The sequence below is a fragment of the Pseudomonas poae genome (assembly GCA_028869255.1).
In the GTDB taxonomy this organism is placed as follows: Bacteria; Pseudomonadota; Gammaproteobacteria; order Pseudomonadales; family Pseudomonadaceae; genus Aquipseudomonas; species Aquipseudomonas poae_C.
In genome coordinates, this window is record CP110972.1 from 3,698,999 (window position 1) to 3,718,638 (window position 19,640).

General features: G+C 61.6%; 15 protein-coding genes and 4 tRNA genes. 9 read left to right on the top strand and 10 right to left on the bottom strand.

Annotated elements, in window-relative coordinates; all coding sequences use genetic code 11:
- The first annotated feature begins 18 nt into the window (after positions 1-18).
- From LRS56_16590 to LRS56_16605, 4 genes are all read left to right on the top strand, one after another.
- Positions 19-2,301, top strand: a complete 2,283-nt coding sequence (locus LRS56_16590; protein WDU60504.1) for a TonB-dependent receptor — start codon at positions 19-21, stop codon at positions 2,299-2,301.
- A gap of 17 nt (positions 2,302-2,318) precedes the next feature.
- On the top strand, positions 2,319-2,966 hold the full coding sequence (locus tag LRS56_16595; GenBank protein ID WDU60505.1) for a MotA/TolQ/ExbB proton channel family protein: 648 nt from the start codon (positions 2,319-2,321) through the stop codon (positions 2,964-2,966).
- Between the two features lie 57 nt (positions 2,967-3,023).
- Positions 3,024-4,241, top strand: a complete 1,218-nt coding sequence (locus LRS56_16600; protein ID WDU60506.1) for a phospholipase D-like domain-containing protein — start codon at positions 3,024-3,026, stop codon at positions 4,239-4,241.
- Positions 4,242-4,336: 95 nt separating this feature from the next.
- Positions 4,337-6,076 carry a dipeptidase gene (locus tag LRS56_16605; GenBank protein ID WDU60507.1) on the top strand — a complete coding sequence of 580 codons (1,740 nt, stop codon included), beginning with the start codon at positions 4,337-4,339 and terminating at the stop codon, positions 6,074-6,076.
- A 30-nt stretch (positions 6,077-6,106) separates the two neighbouring features.
- Here LRS56_16605 and gltS read toward each other — a convergent pair whose 3' ends face one another.
- The 5 genes from gltS to LRS56_16630 form a co-directional block, all read right to left on the bottom strand.
- Positions 6,107-7,318 carry a sodium/glutamate symporter gene (gene gltS, locus LRS56_16610; GenBank protein ID WDU60508.1) on the bottom strand — a complete coding sequence of 404 codons (1,212 nt, stop codon included), beginning with the start codon at positions 7,316-7,318 and terminating at the stop codon, positions 6,107-6,109.
- Between the two features lie 201 nt (positions 7,319-7,519).
- A tRNA-Gly gene (locus LRS56_16615) sits at positions 7,520-7,595 on the bottom strand.
- 3 nt (positions 7,596-7,598) lie between these two features.
- Positions 7,599-7,674: transfer RNA gene (locus tag LRS56_16620), tRNA-Glu, on the bottom strand.
- Between the two features lie 104 nt (positions 7,675-7,778).
- A tRNA-Gly gene (locus tag LRS56_16625) sits at positions 7,779-7,854 on the bottom strand.
- A gap of 4 nt (positions 7,855-7,858) precedes the next feature.
- Positions 7,859-7,934 (bottom strand) — tRNA-Glu (locus LRS56_16630).
- 359 nt (positions 7,935-8,293) lie between these two features.
- Between LRS56_16630 and LRS56_16635 the strand changes: the two genes are divergently transcribed.
- Positions 8,294-9,064, top strand: coding sequence for a hypothetical protein (locus LRS56_16635; GenBank protein WDU60509.1), 771 nt, complete (start codon positions 8,294-8,296; stop codon positions 9,062-9,064).
- A 118-nt stretch (positions 9,065-9,182) separates the two neighbouring features.
- Complete coding sequence (locus tag LRS56_16640) at positions 9,183-9,995, top strand: alpha/beta fold hydrolase (protein WDU60510.1); 813 nt, start codon at positions 9,183-9,185, stop codon at positions 9,993-9,995.
- A gap of 33 nt (positions 9,996-10,028) precedes the next feature.
- Here the strand turns inward: LRS56_16640 and LRS56_16645 are convergent, their stop codons facing one another.
- The 3 genes from LRS56_16645 to LRS56_16655 form a co-directional block, all read right to left on the bottom strand.
- Positions 10,029-11,996: a methyl-accepting chemotaxis protein gene (locus LRS56_16645; GenBank protein ID WDU60511.1), complete on the bottom strand. Its 1,968-nt coding sequence runs from the start codon at positions 11,994-11,996 to the stop codon at positions 10,029-10,031.
- Between the two features lie 104 nt (positions 11,997-12,100).
- On the bottom strand, positions 12,101-13,513 hold the full coding sequence (locus LRS56_16650) for a PLP-dependent aminotransferase family protein (GenBank protein ID WDU60512.1): 1,413 nt from the start codon (positions 13,511-13,513) through the stop codon (positions 12,101-12,103).
- Positions 13,514-13,716: 203 nt separating this feature from the next.
- Positions 13,717-14,478 (bottom strand): SDR family oxidoreductase, encoded by a 762-nt coding sequence (locus LRS56_16655; protein WDU60513.1) that lies wholly within the window; start codon positions 14,476-14,478, stop codon positions 13,717-13,719.
- Between the two features lie 228 nt (positions 14,479-14,706).
- Here LRS56_16655 and LRS56_16660 point away from each other — a divergent pair, with 228 nt between their 5' ends.
- Positions 14,707-15,714, top strand: a complete 1,008-nt coding sequence (locus LRS56_16660) for an NADP-dependent oxidoreductase (protein WDU60514.1) — start codon at positions 14,707-14,709, stop codon at positions 15,712-15,714.
- Positions 15,715-15,773: 59 nt separating this feature from the next.
- Here the strand turns inward: LRS56_16660 and pyrF are convergent, their stop codons facing one another.
- Entirely contained in the window at positions 15,774-16,472 is a 699-nt protein-coding gene (gene pyrF, locus LRS56_16665; protein ID WDU60515.1) for an orotidine-5'-phosphate decarboxylase, read from the bottom strand.
- A 259-nt stretch (positions 16,473-16,731) separates the two neighbouring features.
- Between pyrF and LRS56_16670 the strand changes: the two genes are divergently transcribed.
- Together LRS56_16670 and LRS56_16675 are read left to right on the top strand one after the other, a co-directional pair.
- A complete protein-coding gene (locus LRS56_16670; protein WDU60516.1) occupies positions 16,732-17,496 on the top strand; it encodes a response regulator transcription factor in 765 nt (254 codons plus the stop codon).
- Entirely contained in the window at positions 17,496-18,530 is a 1,035-nt protein-coding gene (locus LRS56_16675) for a HAMP domain-containing sensor histidine kinase (GenBank protein ID WDU60517.1), read from the top strand. The genes LRS56_16670 and LRS56_16675 overlap by 1 nt, the downstream gene beginning before the upstream one ends.
- Here LRS56_16675 and LRS56_16680 read toward each other — a convergent pair.
- Positions 18,527-19,588, bottom strand: coding sequence for an AI-2E family transporter (locus tag LRS56_16680; protein WDU60518.1), 1,062 nt, complete (start codon positions 19,586-19,588; stop codon positions 18,527-18,529). The two genes, LRS56_16675 and LRS56_16680, sit on opposite strands and share 4 nt — an antisense overlap.
- Positions 19,589-19,640: the final 52 nt, after the last annotated feature.

Below are 19,640 nucleotides of genomic sequence, written 5' to 3' on the forward strand. Positions count from 1 at the left end.
GACACCAGGACGACAGTGATGAGGTTCACACGTATTCATCTGGCACTTGTTGCCGCAAGCATGGGCCAGGGCATGGCCATGGCCGACACCGGCAACAGCGACGTCGGCACCATCGGCGTACAGGGCAAGGCCACTGCAGGTGGCGGCTACATGGTGCAGGAAGAAAGCATCAAGGGCCGCTCCACGGTGACAAAGGAGGCGCTGGATAAGCAGACCGCCACCGGCAACGCGATCGACAAGCTCAAGTACACCCCGGGCCTGAACATTTCCAGCGAAGACAACACCGGCCTGTCGGGTTTTCGCTTCACCATGCGCGGGCTCAACTCCGACCAGGTGGGGATGTCGGTGGACGGCATGCCGATCAACGACTCGGGCAACTACGCGCTGTATTCGAACCTGCTGGGCGACCCGGAAAACATCGACCAGATCTTCGTCACCCAGGGCGCGTCCGAAGCCGACGGCCCGCACATCGGTTCCAGCGGCGGCAACATCGGCATCGTGACCATTCGCCCCACCAAGGAAACCGGGGCGTTCGTCAAACAGGTGATGGGCAGCAACGCCACGCGCAAGACCTTCGCCCGCCTGAACACCGGCGAAGTCAACGGCCTGAGCAACTGGTTGTCGGCATCCCATACCGAAGGCCAGATGTGGCGCGGCTCAGGCGCGGTGCGGGCGGACAAGGTGGAGTGGAACAGCTTCTTCGACGCCGGCGACGGCAACACCGCTAACCTGATCCTCAAGTACCACGAGCAGGACAACAACAGTTACAGCCAGTTGACCAAGGCGCAGTTCCAGCAGAACGGCCGCAAGTACGACCCGTACCCCGCGACGCCGACCGTGGGCAGCAACGGCAAATACAACAGTTATTACGCGCTGGCGCAGAACCCGTTCCAGACCTTCACCGCCGTGTTCAACACCCAGCTCAAACTGGCTGACAACCTCGCGCTGTCGGTGATTCCGTATTACTACTGGGGCAATGGCAGCGGTGTCGCCTCGTCCAGCTATGCGCTGAACAGCGGCTCGAACCAGGGTGGTGTTTTCGACCTGGGCAACCTGCCCTCCGCCGCCCAATACAATGCCGACGGCACCCCGAACAGCGGCGTGTACTACCGCCCTTCGCGCACGCAAACCTGGCGTCCGGGGATCACCACCAAGCTGAACTGGGACCTGGGCGACCACAGCGTGCAATTCGGTTACTGGTACGAGCGCGCACGCCAGAGCCAGACTCAGCCGTTTATCCCGCTCAAGGCCAGTGGCAAGCCGGTGGATACCTGGCCGGACTCCAACGACGCCGTGGTCGATGCCAACGGCAACACCATCCAGGGGCGTGATCGCTTCACCATCACCCCGGCCCAGAAGGTCTGGGCCCAGGACACTTGGTACATCAACCCGGACTGGACCCTGGTAGCGGGCCTGGCCTACATGAACGTCAAGCGTGACGGCACCAACAACGGCAGCCTCACCGAGCAGGCCGAAAAACGTAACCAGACCTATAACAAACTGCTGCCCAACGTCGGCCTCAAATACCAGCTGGATGAGCGTGACCAGCTGTTCTACAGCCTGTCGCGCAACATGCGTATCCCGCAGAACTATGTGCTGTACGACAAGGGCCTGGACTCGATCAACTCCAAGCCGGAAACCAGCTGGAACCACGAATTGGGCTGGCGCTTCACCGGCGACGACATGACCGTGGCGGCTACCTTGTTCTACATGCAGTTCAAGGACCGCCAGGTCTCGTCCAAAGATATCAATGGCGACTTCGCCGACATCAACGCCGGCGCCGTCAACAACAGCGGCCTGGAGCTGGAGTGGAGCGGCCTGCTGCCCAACCACTTCAACTACTACACCTCCTACACCTACACCAAGGCCGAGCAGCAAGACGACCTGACGGTGTACAACGCCGGCAAAGCGATCCTGTTGCCCACCAGCGGCAAGCAGTTCGCCAACGTGCCGAAAAACATGCTGGCGGCCAACATCGGTTATGACGATGGCCGCTTCTACGGCACCTTCGGCGGCAAGTACACCAGCAAGCTCTACGGCGACCTGACCAACGATGAAGCCATCTCCGGGCGCACCGTGTTCAACGCCGGCGCCGGTATCTACCTGCCGGTGGACAAAAAAGTGGTCAAGGACGCGACCCTGCGCCTGAACGTCGACAACCTGTTCGACAAGAAATACCTGGACGGCGTGTACACCACCAAGACCAACGCGGGCACCTACGGCGGTTTCCGCGACGGCGACCCGGCTTACATCGTGGGCCTGGAACGCACCGTGACGGTTTCCCTGGAAGCCAATTTCTAATTGCGAGGTAAGCGAACATGGACATGAACCTGCTCCACGACATCACCTTTTATGTGATGTATGCCGCGATGGCCATCGCCATCTTCATCACCATCGAGCGCGGTATCTACTTTGCGTATGTGCGCCGCCAGGCGCGGGCGCTTACCGAGGTGCTGGACGCCAACGTGCACAGTGAGCGCGACTTGCCGCAAAGCCTGACCCGGCGTGACAGCCTGCCCCTCGGCATGGTGTTGCCGGTACTGGCACAGAAGGCATCACACGGGTCGCGCAAGGATCTGGATGACGTGATCGAAACCCAGTACCTGACTACCCGTGCGCCATTGGCCCGCAGCCTGTGGATCATTGAAACCATCACCACCGCCGCGCCGCTGTTGGGTTTGCTGGGGACCATCCTCGGCATCATCGACACCTTCAAGGCGCTGGCCAGTGCCGGTGTGTCCGACCCGGGGCAGATTTCCGGTGGCATCGGTACGGCGTTGTTCGCCACCGGTTTGGGTATCGCCATCGCGCTGTTCTGCGTGGTGTTCCACAACTTCTTCCAGGACAGCCTGGAGCGCATCAACGACCAGCTGAAAATCCTGCTGATCCGCGCCGCCACCGGTGCCCGCGTGCAAGGTGAAGTGCCGCACTTGGTGCCGACTGCGTTGCACAGCCGTACGGCGTGACCTCCAGGGCGGGTGCGGAATGCGCCCGCCCGTTTTTTTTTGCGCGATGAGACGCCCATGTCCATATCGATGAAATGCCGTATCGCAGGCCTCGCCGGCTTGCTGCTCAGTCCGCTCGCCCAGGCGGACTTTTCAATTCCAGGGTTTGAACTGGTGCACACCGTGCCAGTGGACACCGAGCTTGCCACCGACGACCTACGCCAGCCCGGCCCGGTGTGGATCGAGCTGTTCGACGGTGCAAAAAGCACTATCGATATCGGCCAGTTCTATGCGGCCGACCACCAGGGCTCTGTGATGGACACGGTGATCCAACACCTGGAAGCCGCCGGCAAACGCGGCGTGAAGATTCGCTTTCTGCTGGAAGAAAAAGGCATCAAGTTGTCAGAAGCATCGACCCTGGAACGCCTGCGTGCGATTCCCAACCTGACCTTGCGCGTGTTGCCATACGCACAAGTCAGCGGCGGGATCATCCACGCCAAATACCTGGTGGTGGATGGCAAGCAGGCGTTTGTGGGCAGCCAGAATTTCGATTGGCGCTCGCTCGAGCATATCCACGAAACCGGGTTGCGCATCAGCGACGCCACGGTGGTGGGCCAAGTGCAGGCGATCTTTGATCAGGACTGGCGCGCCCAGCAGGCATTGAGCGAGAAAAAACCGCTGCCGCTGCCGATTGCCGGTCAACAGCCTGCACGCACCGGTAACTACCTGGTCGCGAGCCCGCAACGTTACAACCCGCCAGGCGTGGGTGACTCCCAACTGGAACTGCCGCGCCTGTTGAGCGAAGCCAAACACGAAGTGCGTGTGCAACTGCTGGACTACGCGCCGCTGTCGTATGGCCCGGATAAAACCCGCCCGTACTACGCGGTGATCGACAACGCCATACGGGCGGCGGCCGCACGTGGGGTGTCGATCAAGTTGATGGTCTCCAACTGGAATACCGACGCGCTGGAACTGCCCTACCTGAAAAGCCTGGCGGTACTGCCCAACGTGCAGATCAAGATCGTCACCCTGCCCGAGGCCAAGCAAGGCTTTATCCCCTATGCACGGGTGATCCACAGCAAAACCCTGGAGATCGACGGGCAAGTGGCGTGGGTGGGCACCAGTAATTGGCTGGGCGGCTACCTGGATAATTCGCGCAACCTGGAAGTGGTGATGCGCAGCGAAACCATGGCCAAGCGCGTAGGTGAACTGCATGCACAATTGTGGGATGGACCCTACGCTAAAGCCTTGAGCATCACCGATGAGTACCCCGCGCCCCATCCTGGCCAGCATTGACCAAGAGCACCTGAGTAATGGTAGTGTGTGGAGATGTTTCTGACGGAGCGATCAGAAACCTCCCACTCACTACCTGCAAAGGAATGCGTCCCCCAATGCACTTTCCACTCAAGCAATTGGTTGCTGCCACCCTCTTCGCAACCGGCCTTTCGGTCATCACCACCCCCGCCTTGGCCAACATCACCCCGGACCAAAGCACGGCGATTCTCAAGAGTTTCAGCGAAACGTCCGTCACTGACTTTCGCGGTTTCCTCGGCACCCTGGCCAAGGGCGACCTGGGCAAAACCAGCGACGTGGGCCCGGCGATCAGCGCCTTCCTCGAGAACAAAACCCTGAGCGCCGACCAGCAAAACGAAATTCACCGCCTGCTGGGCCTCTACACCCGCGTGAAATACGGCAAGGCCGCGCTCGAAACCTTGCGTGAGCTGGTGGAAATCCCGACCTTCAATGTGGACGGCGTGCCGCAGTACAAAAACCCGGAGTTCATCAAGATCGCCGGCAAAATCCAGGCCCTGGCAAAAGACTTCAACCTGAACTTCCGCAACGTCGACAACCGTGTCTACGAGATCTCCCTGGAAGGCAGCGGCGATGAAGTGGTCGGCATCCACGCCCATGCCGACGTGGTGCCGGTGACTCCGGAAAACTGGGTATTGAAAGACGGCACCAAGCTCGACCCGTTCAAGGTCACGTTGATCGGCGACCGCATGTATGGCCGCGGCACCGAAGATGACAAAAACGGCATCGTGGTCGCTCTGTATGCGATGAAGGTAATCAAGGAAGAGAAGCTGCCGCTGGCGCGCAATTTCAAACTGCTGGTGGACACCACCGAAGAAACCTCCGGTGACGCGATCCCGTATTACTTCGAAAAGAATCCTACGCCGCAGTACAACCTGGCGCTGGATGGCGGCTACCCGGTGGTGATCGCCGAGAAAGGCTACGGCACCATCATGGCCACCTTCCCACGGCGCAAGGGTGAGGGCAAAGGCGCGGAAATCATCGCGATGACCGGCGGCATGGCGACTAACCAGATTCCATCGGCCTCGGTGGCCACCTTTATCAGCGACCAGCCTGCCGAACTGGCAGCCAGCCTGCAAACGGCCGGCGCGGACTATGCCAAGCGCAATGGCGGTGACTTCGAGGTGGCGGCCAAGGTGGTCGGCAAAGAGGTCAAGCTGACGGTGACCGGTGTGTCTGCGCACTCCTCCGAACCCGAATCCGGTATCAACCCGGTGGCACGCATGCTGGAGCTGATCCACAGCGTCGATGGCAAAATTGCGCTCAAGCACAACCACATCACCGACGCTGCCCGTTATGCCGCCGACAACTGGGGCCTGGATTACCTGGGCGGCAAGTTGGGCGTGGGTTTCTCCGATGAGTTCATGGGCCCGCTGACCACCTCGCTGACCTTTGTCGGCCTGGATGACAAAGCCTTCAAGCTGGCGGTGAACCTGCGTGTGCCGAAGGGCAAGTCGCCGGAAAAACTCAAGGCCGAAATTGCCGACAAGCTGAGCGCCTGGGACCAGCAAACCAAAGTCAAAGTGGGCTTCACCTACTCAGTTGCCGAACCGATGTACCGCAACCCGGAAGGTGAATGGGTGAAGGCCCTGTTGGCGGTGGCCAGCGAGAACCTGGGCATGGAGCACAAATTCGGCACCTCCGCCGGCGCGACCTCGGTGCATGAATTGCCCAATGGCGTGCAATTCGGCCTGGCCCGGCCGGAAGTGAAGTACACCGGGCACACCGACAATGAGTTCAAGACGGTTGACCAGTTCTTACTGGACCTGCAGATCGTGACCGAGATGATGGGCCGTATCGGTCAGTTGCCGAAACTCTGAGCTGAGGCTGAGCCCGCCGTGATGGCGGGCTCAGCCTGCCGCGCCGAGGAATGGCAGCGCGAGAAACACCTTGATCACCACCGCGTTGGTGATATCAATGAAAAACGCCCCGACCATCGGCACCACCAGGAAGGCAATCTGCGAAGGACCGAAGCGCTGAGTCACCGCCTGCATATTGGCAATCGCGGTTGGCGTGGCACCCAAGCCGAAACCACAGTGCCCAGCCGCCAACACGGCCGCATCGTAGTTGCGGCCCATTACCCGAAACGTCACGAAAATCGCGAACAGCGCCATCAGTAACGCCTGTGCGGCCAACAGGATCAGAATCGGCAAGGCCAGCGCCTTCAAGTCCCAGAGCTTGAGCGACATCAGCGCAATCGCCAGGAACAACGACAGGCTGACATTGCCCAGCAACGACACCTCGCGCTCCAGCACCTGCTGGCGGCCCACTACCGACAGGCCGTTGCGCAGCACCACGCCGACAAACAGCACGCAGACAAATGTTGGTAACTCGGCTGCCGTGCCTTGAATAAGGTCACTCAGGAACGTGCCGACCAGCAGGCTGACCGCCAGCAGCGCCAGCGTTTCGATAAACGAGAAGGCGCTGAGCATGCGCTCCTGCTCGGGCTGTTCGAACCCTTTGGGCAGACGCGGTGGCACGTGTTCGACGCCCGGCACCTGGACACGCCTGATCAATAAGCGTGCAACCGGGCCACCAATCAAACCGCCCAGCACCAGACCAAAGGTCGCTGAAGCAATCGCCAGCTCGGACGCCGACGCCACGCCATATTTCTCACTGAACACCGCCCCCCACGCGGCGCCTGTGCCATGCCCGCCCGATAATGTAACGGAGCCAGCGAGCAACCCCATCAACGGGTCGAGGCCCAACGCCGTCGCCAAGGCGATGCCCATGGCATTTTGCACCACCAGCAGCGCCGTCACGACCAGCAGGAAGATACCCAGTACGCGCCCGCCTTTCTTCAGGCTGGCAAAATCGGCATTCAGGCCAATGGTGGCAAAAAACGCCAACATCAAAGGCGTTTGCAGTGACGCGTCGAATCGAACCTCGATGTCCGCTAGCGCACGCAATGCCAGAAGCAACGCGGCCACCAGCAAACCACCGGCAACCGGCTCCGGAATACTGTAGGTCCGTAAAAAGCCGACATGCGCCACCAGCCAGCGCCCGAGCAACAGCACCAGGCAGGCCGCCACCAGGGTGGAATAGAAATCAAGCTGAAGCATCCGGGCAGTTCTCTGAAGTGAGCAAGGGCAATGGGCTGGCCAGAGTAGAGAGAGTGCAACCGGCGCACATCCACCAGAGATCAGCTACAGAGCATTCCCACACACTTCACAACAAGTCCTACAAGACCCACGCGTTTCGCCGGATAAAAAGCAGCACGAACAAAAACGCCGATCATCACTGATCGGCGTTTTCGTTAAATATGGAGCGGGAAACGAGACTCGAACTCGCGACCCCGACCTTGGCAAGGTCGTGCTCTACCAACTGAGCTATTCCCGCAAATGGCGTCCCCTAGGGGACTCGAACCCCTGTTACCGCCGTGAAAGGGCGGTGTCCTAGGCCACTAGACGAAGGGGACACACAACTGAAACACATGGTGTGTATTTCAGTGTCCAGAGATTAAATCCGAAGATTACGCCCTGGTTTCACTCAGTGTCGCCCGAGAGCAACACTGCTTAAATTTGGAGCGGGAAACGAGACTCGAACTCGCGACCCCGACCTTGGCAAGGTCGTGCTCTACCAACTGAGCTATTCCCGCATATTGGCGTCCCCTAGGGGACTCGAACCCCTGTTACCGCCGTGAAAGGGCGGTGTCCTAGGCCACTAGACGAAGGGGACACACGTACAACATTCACTCCCTACCGCGTTTCGCTGTGTGCTTTACGCTGTAAGTGGCGCGCATTCTATGGATGGATTGAAAGGTCGTCAACCCCCAAGGATAAATTTATTTAAATCAATGACTTCGCCCTGCTTTAAAGTCCCTGGCGGGCATTCTGCCCGTCTGGGCATTGGCGCCTATATTCTGGCACTCAACAAGACGTTATAGTTCGCAGCAGCAAATGATGGCAATGTGCATCCATGCAGGGAACGCTGTTGCTATATAGAAGAAACTACCTGGGCAACTGGTCGATCAACGCTATCCGTCGGCTGGCCCAGTCACTACACTCCACAGCAAACCCTATAAAGAGGTCACACCGGTGACACCACTCATGATCACCCTGCTGGTAATAGCCGGGATCGTAATACTGATCGCCATTGGCTACATGAACCACGTGGTGGAAAACAACAAGCTGGAAAAGAAGCGCACCGAGATCGAGCTTAATGATCGCCTGCGCCGTTGCGGTGAAATCACCGAGACGTTCCCCGGCCAGTTGATGTCCCCGGCGCTCAAACTGTTGCTGGCCCGTCTGGAGCTCAACGTCAACCAGCGCTTGTTGAACCTCAACAAGACCAGCGCCCCCCTCAAGGCGCGCATTACCGAGCTGAATGCGCTGGTTGCCCAGGGCGAGTCGATCCCGGTGGCCAACCCGCCCGCCCCGATCCAGACCGAAGCCAAGGCCAAGGACGTACGCTTCCTGCTTGAAGCCCTGCACGGCCAAGTCACCCGCGCTGCCCAGGACGGTTTCCTGCCGGCCAACGAGGCCAAGCACTGGATCAAGGAAATTCGCCATATCCTGGTGCTGCTGCACATCGAGTTCTTCAACAACCTCGGCCAACATGCTCTGCAACAAGGCCAACCGGGTCAGGCGCGTCTGGCTTTCGAACGCGGCGTGCAGTACTTGCGCAAACAGCCGGAGCCGGTGCTCTACAGTGCACAGCTGCAACAGCTGGAAGCCCAGTTGGCCCGCGCCAACTCCACGGTGCTGACCAACAGCAAGCCGGCTGAAGATGAAGTCAACGAACTGACCGAAGGCCTGAAAGTGGTGGATGCCGACGCCGAGTGGAAAAAGAAAGTCATCTACGACTGATCAGCCTCCCTCCTGCCTGGCGAACGCTGTTCGCCAGATGCCATCACTTTGCACCTATCCCCCGCCCCACGACTAGCGTAAAAAAGTGCCCCTAACTCCGTGAAGTCAGAGGCCCGCTATGCCTGTCGCCGTCATTGATGGACAACCGCTGCACTACGTCGACCAGGGCTCCGGCCCGGTCGTCCTGCTGGGCTCCAGTTACCTGTGGAGCCGCGACATGTGGGCGCCGCAGGTCGAAGCCCTGTCGCACCAGTACCGCGTGATCGTGCCCGAGCTGTGGGGCCATGGCGAATCGGGCCCGCTGCCCGCACGCACCGAATCCCTTGACGAGCTCGCACGCCAGGCCCTGGCCCTGCTGGACCACCTGGACATCGCGCAGGTTAACCTGGTGGGCCTTTCGGTGGGCGGCATGTGGGGCGCACGCCTGGCCTTGCTGGCCCCCGAGCGGATCAACAGCCTGGTGCTGATGGACACCTATCTGGGCGCCGAGCCGGAGGCCACGCGCCAGTATTATTTCTCGCTGTTCAAGATGATCGAAGACGCCGGCGCCATCCCTGAGCCGTTGCTGGATGTGATTGCACCGATCTTCTTCCGCCCGACTATCGACCGCGACTGCGCGCTGTACCAGGGCTTTCGCCAGTCGCTGCAGGATTTCCCGCGGGAACGCCTGCTGAGCAGCATCGTGCCCCTCGGCCGGCTGATCTTCAGTCGCGAGGATGTGCTTGAACAGTTGCCGCAACTGGACGCTGACACCACCCTGGTGATGTGCGGCGAGCAGGACAAGCCACGCCCGCCTGCCGAATCGCGGGAAATGGCCGACCTGATCGGCTGCAGCCTGATCCTGATCCCGGACGCCGGGCATATCAGCGCCCGTGAAAACCCGGATTACGTCAATGAAGCGCTGCTGACCTTCCTCGCCAATAACGCCTGACTGCCCCCCTGTGATCGCTGCGTAACGCGGCGATTACAGGCGGAAGTGCCCCACCATCCCTTTAAGCTCCGCCCCCAACTGCGCCAGCTGGATACTCGACGCGGCATTGCCCTGCATGCTCAACGCCGACTGATCGGCGCTGGCACGGATGCTGGTGACGCTGCGATTGATTTCTTCGGCCACCGAGCTTTGCTCTTCGGCGGCGGCGGCGATCTGCTGGTTCATCTGCTGAATCAACGACACCGCCGCGGCGATGCTGCCCAGGGCGCTTTCGGTTTCCAGTGCATCGCTGACCGCCAGTTTCACCAACTCGCCGCTTTGCTGGATCTGCTGCACCGAGGACTGGGCCGCCGTGCGCAAGGTGCTGACCAGGCGCTCGATTTCCTCGGTGGACTGCTGGGTACGTTTGGCCAAGGCGCGGACTTCATCGGCCACCACCGCAAAGCCCCGGCCCTGCTCGCCCGCACGCGCAGCTTCGATAGCGGCGTTGAGGGCCAGCAGGTTGGTCTGTTCGGCCACGCTTTTGATCACACTCAATACCGTGCCGATATGTTGGATCTCGGCACTCAGGCTCTCGATGCTGGCACTCGCATCGGTGCTGGAGGTCGCGAGCAACTCAATGCGCTGCAGGCTCTGGCGCACCACCTGTTGGCCGCTGTCGACCTTGTCATCCGCCGTCTGCGCAGCTTGCGCCGCCTGTTCGGCATTGCGCGCCACGTCGTGCACGGTGGCGGTCATCTGGTTCATGGCCGTGGCCACTTGCTCGGTTTCGTCCTTTTGGCTGCTGACTTCGACGTTGGTCTGCTCGGTGACGCTGGACAGCGTATGCGCCGAGCTGGCCAGTTGCTCGATACCGGCCTGCAGCCCGCTGACCATCTGGCTCAGGCCATTGCCCATCTGTTGCATGGCCTGCATCAACTGGCCGATTTCATCACGGCGGGTGACTTCCATCCGCCCGCTCAAATCGCCGGCGGCAATCTGCTGGGCCACGGCGATCACACTGCGCAGCGGCGCGACGATCAACCGGGTAATCACCCACGCCGCAATCAGTCCCACCAGCAGGGCCAGGGCCGACGAGCCGATGATCAGCAGCGCGCTTTTCTGCAGTTGCGCCTGCATCGATTGATCTTCGGCGTCATACGCCTGGTTGACCCGGCTGACCACCTCGCCCGCCCGGTCATGCAATTGTTTGTAGACCAGCGTTTCCTGCGCCAACAGGCCGGTGTATTCGCCGAGCTTTTCGCTGAAGGCGGCGATATGCCCGGAGACTTCATTGAGCACCGTCTGGTAGCCAGGGTCCTTGACCGATGTTTTCAGTTGCTCGACCTGGGCCAGCGCCTGGTCGGCCTGCTCGATCTTGCCCTGCTCGGCGTCATCGGCGTCCACTTTGCGGCTCTGATCCAACCGCACGTGCGCCTCGTTCATCGCCTGCAGCATCAGGCGCGAGACCTGACTGACCTGCCCCGCCTGCTCGATAAACTCCGCGCCCTCTTTGCCCTGGCTTTCCTTGAGGCCATAGGCGCCGTCGTCCGCCAGCCCGGCCTGCAACACGTCGAGGTTATTCGCCACGCTGGACACCGACCAACTGGCCATTTCCAATGCCAGGTCCTTGGTCTGGGTCAGCTCGACAAACTCATCGAACGCCTTGCGGTAGGCGGCCAGGGCCTGCTCGACATCGGTCATCACCGGCACATTGGCGGCCGACTGGGCCTTGAGGCTTGCCGCCAGCGCGGCCAGGGCATCGACGCTTTCATGCAGGGCATCGACTGCCTTGGGGTCGGCGTGCAGGGCGTAGTCCTGTTCGATCAGGCGCACCTTGAGCAAGCCACTGTTGAGCGACGACATGGCCTTGAGGCCCTCGAAACGCTGGCCAACGGTTTGCAACGACCACACGCCAATCGCCGCCACCACAGCCGTCAGCAGCAGCACCAGGGTGAAGCCCAAGCCCAGTTTTTTCGCCATACCGAGGTTGGCGAAACGTCGTTGCACGCCCGAAATCATTGCACTTGGATCCTCTTGCAATGCCAGATGGTTTGCCCAGCAGCGAGATTGGCAACCCCAAGGGCCTGAACACAAGACATTGGCGCCACAATAATGGCAAAAAGCTACATACCCGTCGTTTTCAGAATGGTCGAGGTCGATCTGGCGGGCCCCATGGCGCGGAACAACGCCAAGGCCCGTTGGTCAGCGGCATAAGCCACGTTGATGCGCAGCCAATCACTGTGTTCGCCGCCCGGGTTGAACAACGCCCCCGGCGACAGCAAGACCCCAAGCCGCCGGGCACACGCCTGCAACCGCGAAGGGTCGCCTACCCCCGGCCGTGCCCACACGAACATGCCGCCGGCGGGCACGGCGAATACCTCCCACTCTTCGTCCTCCAGCACTTGCAAGGTGGCGACCATTTGCGTGCTCAGCCGCTTGCGCAGGCGCTGCACCCACTTGCGATAGGTGCCATTGGCCAGCAGCGTGGCGACCACCGTCTCGGCAAACCGCGAGGTGCCGAAACCGGTCAAGGTCTTGAGGCTGACCAGTTGCTCGATGATCGCCGCACTGGCGCTGAGATAGCCCACCCTCAAGGCACTGCTCAGGCTCTTGGAAAAGCTTGCGATGTAGATCACCCGGTCAGCATGGGGCAGCGCCGAAAGCCGCGTGCAACTGGCGTGCTGCAAGTCGCCGTAGACATCTTCCTCGATGATCAGGAAGTCACTGCCGGCTGCCAGCTCCAGCAAACGCTCGGCCACGGCACGGTTCAGGCTGGTGCCGGTGGGGTTGTGATACAGGCTGTGAATGAACAGGCACTTGGGCCGATGCCGCTGCAGCAGGGTTTCCAGCGCCGCCAGGTCCGGGCCGCCACGGGTGCGCGGTACCTCCAGCATCTGCACGCCGTGGAATGCCAACTGGCGATAGAGGTTGCCATACCCCGGCGTTTCGACCACCACGCTGTCGCCGGGCCTGAGCAGCGTGCGGATGAGCAGGTCCTGGGCATGGCTGGCGCCGGCCGTTGTGAGAATACGATCAAGGCTGGTGGCGACATGCACCTGGGTCAGGCGCTTGAGCAATTGTTCGCGCAACGCCGGCAACCCCAGTGGCGTGCTGTAGTTGAACAGGCCAGCGGTGTCGGTACGCGCGACCTCACGAATCGCATAACTGATGTCATCGCTTTCGCGCCAGGCATCCGGCAGCCAACCGCAGCCCAGCTTAAGCTCCCCCAAAGGGCTATCGGCAAACGTTCCCCACCCGCGCTCCGCCCCCTCATACCAATAGCCTTCGTGCAAAACCGGCGGCTGGGCCACCACAAAGCCCGGCCCCGGCCTGGACGCCAGCAAGCCTTGAGCGACCATGCGCTCAAAGGCTTCGATCACGCTGGACTGGCTGAGCAGATTATCGAGGGCAAACTGACGGATAGACGGCAGGCGCGTGCCGGGGCTGACCCCATTTGTGCGAATCCACTCGGCCACTGCACTGACGATTTGCTGCACCACCGGTACAAGGGCTTGTCGATCGATCCCTAAATCCATGAGCCACTCACTTCAACTGTCTGTTATTCAACCCAAAGAGTTAAGCACAGAAGCCTCTGTTTGCCGGCTGCAAAAACTTATTAAATTATTGATTTTATTGAGTTATTTACCTAGTGATACACATTCAGGCAAGGCACTTTGCCAGTTGTGGAAATGCCCCACATACCCTGATTCCCTTTTCGAATGAGCGACCACGCGAGGTCCTAGATCGCCGTTGCGCCACCGTCCACCGCCAAGGCCTGGCCGGTGGTAAACGCCGCGCCATCACTGCACAGGTAGAGCACTGCACTGGCGATTTCCTCGACCTTGCCGATGCGCCCGACCGGGTGCATGGCCGCCGCAAATTCGGCTTTGCGCGGGTCGGCTTCATAGGCACGCCGGAACATATCAGTGTCGATCACTGCCGGGCACACGGCGTTGACGCGGATTTTCTTCTTCGCATACTCGATCGCCGCCGACTTGGTCAGGCCGATCACCGCATGCTTGGAGGCCGCGTAAATACTCATCTTCGGCGCTGCCCCCAAACCCGCCACAGACGCGGTGTTGACGATCGCCCCGCCGCCCTGCGCCAGCAGCAGCGGCAACTGGTGCTTCATGCACAACCACACGCCCTTGACGTTGACCCCCATGATGGCGTCGAACTCATCCAGGCTGCCGTCCGCCAGCTTGCCCTTCTCGATCTCGATCCCGGCGTTATTGAAGGCGTAATCCAGGCGGCCATACGCGCTGATCGTCTGCGCCATCAGTTGCTGCACGTCCGCTTCAAGCGTGACATTGCAGCGCACAAACAGCGCCTCGCCACCGGCCTGGCGGATCAGCGCAACAGTGCTCTCGCCGCCCGCCGTATCCAGGTCGGCTACCACCACCTTCAAGCCTTCGGCGGCGAACGCCAGCGCGGTGGCGCGGCCAATACCGGCGGCGGCGCCGGTCACCAGGGCGACCTGGCCGGAAAACGTCATGCTCATGGGGGATGTCCTATGGGGAAAATAGCGGTGGCTGGAGTCTAGCCAACGCCGCCACGGGCGCGTCAGCACTATCAAAAGGCCGGTTATAGCTGCATGAGTGGCAGTGATAAGGCCCACGGGCCAACTATCAGCAACACCTATCGAGGAGCATTCGCGCCCTCGGTGAACCTTGCTCCCGGACTGTTCTGGGTCTATCACTTCAGGTTCATTTCTATAAGAGCCGCTGCCATGACCGCCCAGACCAACCGCCAATTCCTGCTCGCCAAGCGCCCGGTCGGCGCGGCCACCCGGGACACCTTCACTTACCAGGAAGTACCGGTGGGCGCGCCCCAGGACGGGCAAGTACTGGTGCGCAATGAATACCTGTCCCTCGACCCGGCCATGCGTGGCTGGATGAATGAGGGCAAATCCTACATTCCACCGGTCGGTATCGGCGAGGTGATGCGGGCACTGGGGGTGGGCAAAGTGATTGCCTCGAACCACCCGAAATTCGCGGTGGGCGACTACGTGAATGGCGCGCTGGGGGTGCAGGATTATTTCCTGGGTGAGCCGCGTGGCTTCTACAAGGTCGACCCCACGCTCGCGCCGCTGCCGCGCTACCTGTCCGCCCTGGGCATGACCGGCATGACCGCCTACTTCGCGCTGCTCGACACCGGTGCGCCCAAGGCCGGCGAAACCGTGGTGATCTCCGGCGCAGCCGGCGCGGTGGGCAGCATTGCCGGGCAGATCGCCAAGATCAAAGGGTGCCGCGTGGTGGGCATTGCGGGCGGCGCCGACAAGTGCAAGTTCCTGGTGGATGAGCTGGGTTTCGACGCGGCCATCGACTACAAAAGCGAAGACGTGCCCGCCGCCCTCAAGCGCGAGTGTCCCAAGGGCGTGGATGTGTATTTTGATAACGTCGGCGGCGAGATCCTCGACGCGGTCCTCAGCCGCCTGGCACTCAAAGCCCGCGTGGTGATTTGCGGTGCTATCAGTCAGTACAACAACAAGGAAGCGGTGAAAGGCCCGGCCAACTACTTGTCACTGCTGGTCAACCGCGCACGCATGGAAGGTTTTGTGGTGATGGACCACGCGGCCAACTTCGCCGCCGCCGGCCAGGAAATGGGCGGCTGGATGGCGCAGGGCAAGCTCAAGAGCAAGGAAGATATCGTGGAGGGGCTGGAGACGTTCCCGGAGACGTTGATGAAGCTGTTCAACGGTGAAAACTTTGGGAAGTTGGTGCTTAAGGTCAGCTGACCCCGCAACAAAACCTAATGTGGGAGCAAGCCTGCTCCCACATTTTAGATCGGTGACGGTCAGGCGATTTCTGCGACGACTGCCGCCAACGCCTTGGCCGGATCAGCCGCCTGGCTGATCGGGCGGCCGATCACCAGGTAGTCCGAACCGGCGTCGAGTGCCTGACGCGGGGTCAGGATGCGGCGCTGGTCATCCTGCGCGCTGCCCGCCGGGCGAATCCCCGGGGTGACCAATTGCAGCGACGGGTGGGCGGTCTTCAGGGCCTGGGCTTCCAGCGCCGAGCACACCAGGCCATCGAGGCCGGCTTTCTGCGCCAGGGCGGCCAGGCGCAATACCTGCTCCTGCGGCTCGATGTCCAGGCCGATGCCGGCCAGGTCTTCGCGCTCCATGCTGGTCAGCACGGTCACACCGATCAGCAAGGGCTTGGGGCCGCTGCGCTGTTCCAGCACTTCGCGGCACGCGGTCATCATGCGCAGGCCGCCGGAGCAGTGCACGTTGACCATCCACACGCCCATTTCGGCGGCGGCCTTGACCGCCATGGCGGTGGTGTTGGGGATATCGTGGAATTTCAGATCGAGGAACACCTCGAAGCCTTTGTCACGCAGGGTGCCGACGATTTCTGCGGCGCAGCTGGTGAACAGTTCCTTGCCGACCTTGACCCGGCAAAGCTTCGGGTCCAACTGGTCAGCCAGCTTCAGTGCGGCGTCACGAGTGGGGTAATCCAGGGCGACGATGATAGGAGTCTGGCAGACGGACATTGGAATGGGCTCTCAGGCAAGTCGAAATCGGCGCGGATTGTAGCGCAAGCGGCGCCGTTGCGGGATCCGATGATCGGTAAATACTGATCAACCGCCATTTGGCGGGCGTTTCAAGTAATTATGTCAAAGCTGATACATTCACGACATGCCCCCAACACGCCCCAAGGCTAGCCTCGCTCGCACGACCCACCGACCAGCACTACCCGCCATGTGGCCGGGCGCCTATGCTGACCGCAACAATCAGGCAGATGATCGCACTATGCATACCCCTTCCGTCCCCGTGAATGACGAGCAAAAAGGCGCGGTGATCGCCGATGAGAAGCGCTGGAACACCCGCGCCCTGATCGTTGACGACGATGTGCCGATCCGCGAACTGCTGATCGACTACCTGGCGCGTTTCAATATTCTCGCCACGGGCGTGACCGACGGCGCCGCGATGCGCCTGGCCATGCAAGCCGAAACCTATGATGTGGTGGTGCTCGACCTGATGCTGCCCGGCGAGGATGGCCTGTCGCTGTGCCGCTGGCTGCGTGCCGAATCGGACATCCCGATCCTGATGCTCACCGCCCGCTGCGAACCCACCGACCGGATTATCGGCCTGGAACTGGGGGCCGACGACTATATGTCCAAGCCGTTCGAACCCCGCGAGCTGGTAGCGCGCATCCAGACCATTCTGCGCCGCGTGCGTGATGACCGTACCGAGCAGCGCGCCAATATCCGCTTCGACAATTGGCGGCTCAACAGCGTCTTGCGCCAATTGGTGGCGGATAACGGGCTAGTGGTGCCGCTGTCCAACGCCGAGTTCCGCCTGCTGTGGGTGTTTATCGAACGCCCGCGCCGGGTGCTCAGCCGCGAGCAATTGCTGGATGCCGCCCGTGGTCGCTCGATTGAAGCCTTTGATCGCAGCATCGACTTGCTGGTCTCGCGCCTGCGCCAGAAACTCGGGGATGACCCCAAGGCGCCGCAGTTGATCAAGACCGTGCGCGGCGAAGGCTACCTGTTCGACGCCCGGGATATCGGCTGATGCGGGCCCCCTTCAACACGCTGTTCGGTCGGCTGTTCGGCGTGTTGCTGGTGGCGATTGTGCTGGCCCATGCGCTGGCGTTTTTCTGGTTTCACCACTACGGCCCACCGCCACCGCCGCCTGAGGAGACCTTCATCGAGCAGCCGAATGGCACGATGAAACACCTGCCCAAACATAAACGCCCGTGGTTTGGCGGCCCGGTGGTGCCGCTGACGTTCCAGTTCATCTCGCTGATCATCGCCGCCTGGTACGGCGCCAAGCTGCTGAGCCGGCCGATCCAGCGCCTGAGTGAAGCCGCCGAGCGCTTGAGCCTCGACCTCGACAGCCCGCCCCTCGACGAATCCGGGCCCTGGGAGGCGAAACAGGCGGCATCGACCTTCAACCTGATGCAACGCCGTATCCGCGAACAGGTCAGCCAGCGGGCGCGCATGCTCGGCGCGGTCTCACACGACCTGCGCACCCCGCTGTCACGCCTCAAGCTGCGCCTGGAGCAAATCGAAGACACGAAACTGCAGGGCCAGATGCGCCAGGACCTGAATGACATGATCGGTATGCTCGACGCCACCCTGAGCTACCTGCACGAACAGCGCACCAGCGAAACCCGGCATTGGCTGGACGTGCAGGCGCTGGTCGAGTCCATGAGCGAAAACGCTCAGGACCAGGGCTCCGATGTGCAATTCGCCGGTACCTGTGCACCGTTGCAGGTGCAGCCGATGGCCTTGCGCTCCTGCCTCAACAACCTGATCGACAACGCCTTGCGCTATGCCGGTACGGCGCGTATCGAGCTGACGGACAGCCGCGACGCCCTGGTCATTCGCGTGATCGACCATGGCCCGGGCATTGCCGCCGACAAGCGTGAAGCGGTGTTCGAGCCGTTCTATCGGCTGGAAGCCTCACGCAACCGCAACTCCGGCGGCGTCGGCCTGGGCATGACGATTTCCAAGGAAGCGGCAGAGCGCCTCGGCGGCCGCCTGAGCCTGGAAGAGACCCCTGGCGGCGGCTTGACCGCTGTGATGTGGTTGCCCCGCGCTTAAAGAGTTTTGTCTTCCCGGCGGCCCTGTGCCTGGGTCGCGCTCCAATCCATCAACAGGCTGTACGCTACTGCCAGCAAGGTCGGGCCGATAAACAGGCCGATAAAACCAAAGGCGATCAACCCGCCGAACACCCCCAGCAGCACAATCACCAGTGGCAGGTTGCCGCCGCGGCTGATCAGGTAAGGCTTGAGCACGTTGTCCACGCCGCTGATGATGAACGTACCCCATACCCCGAGGAATACCGCATAGGTGTAGTCGCCCTTCCACGCCAGCCAGGCCGTGGCCGGAATCCACACCAGCGGCGGCCCCATGGGGATCAGGCTGAGCAGGAAGGTGACGATGCCCAGCACCAGCGCGCCCGGCACCCCGGCGATCCAGAAGCCGATCAATGCCAGTAACGCTTGGGCGGCGGCGGTGCCGATCACGCCGTTGACCACCCGCTGCACCGTACCGGCCACCAGTTCGATGTAGTAACCGGCGCGGTCGCCAATCAAACGCTCCAGCAAGCGGTGCACAAACATCGCCAGGCGCGGCCCGTCACGGTAAAAAAAGAACACGAACACCAGGCTCAGGGTCAGTTCGAGGATGCCCCCGCCGATCTGCGCACTGCGCGCCAGCAACCAGTTGCCCACCTGCCCCAGGTACGGCTTGATGCTGACCATCAACGCTGCACCCTGCTGATCGATGCTGTCCCACATCGCCACCAGCCGCTCACCGACAAACGGGATCGAACCCAGCCAGGTCGGCGCCTCGGGCAGGCCATCGACCTGGATATCCTTGATCAACCCCACGGCATCGCGCACATGGTCGGCCAGGTTGAAGCCCAGCCATACCAGCGGCACCGCCACCAGCAGCATCCAGCCCAGGGTCAGGATGCCGGCGGCCAGGGATTCGCGCCCGCCCAGCGCGCGCGTGAGCAACCGCATCAACGGCCAACTGGCGAAGGCCAGCACAGCGCCCCAGAAGAGCGCCGACCAGAACGGTGCCATCACCCAGAGGCTGGCACCGAACAGCACCAGCAGCAGGATTTGCACCAGCAGGCGATCGTTATTGAGCATGGGGTTTCTCTAGAAGAAGGCTGTAGGAAGAGAGCTTAGGCGAACGGCGCGG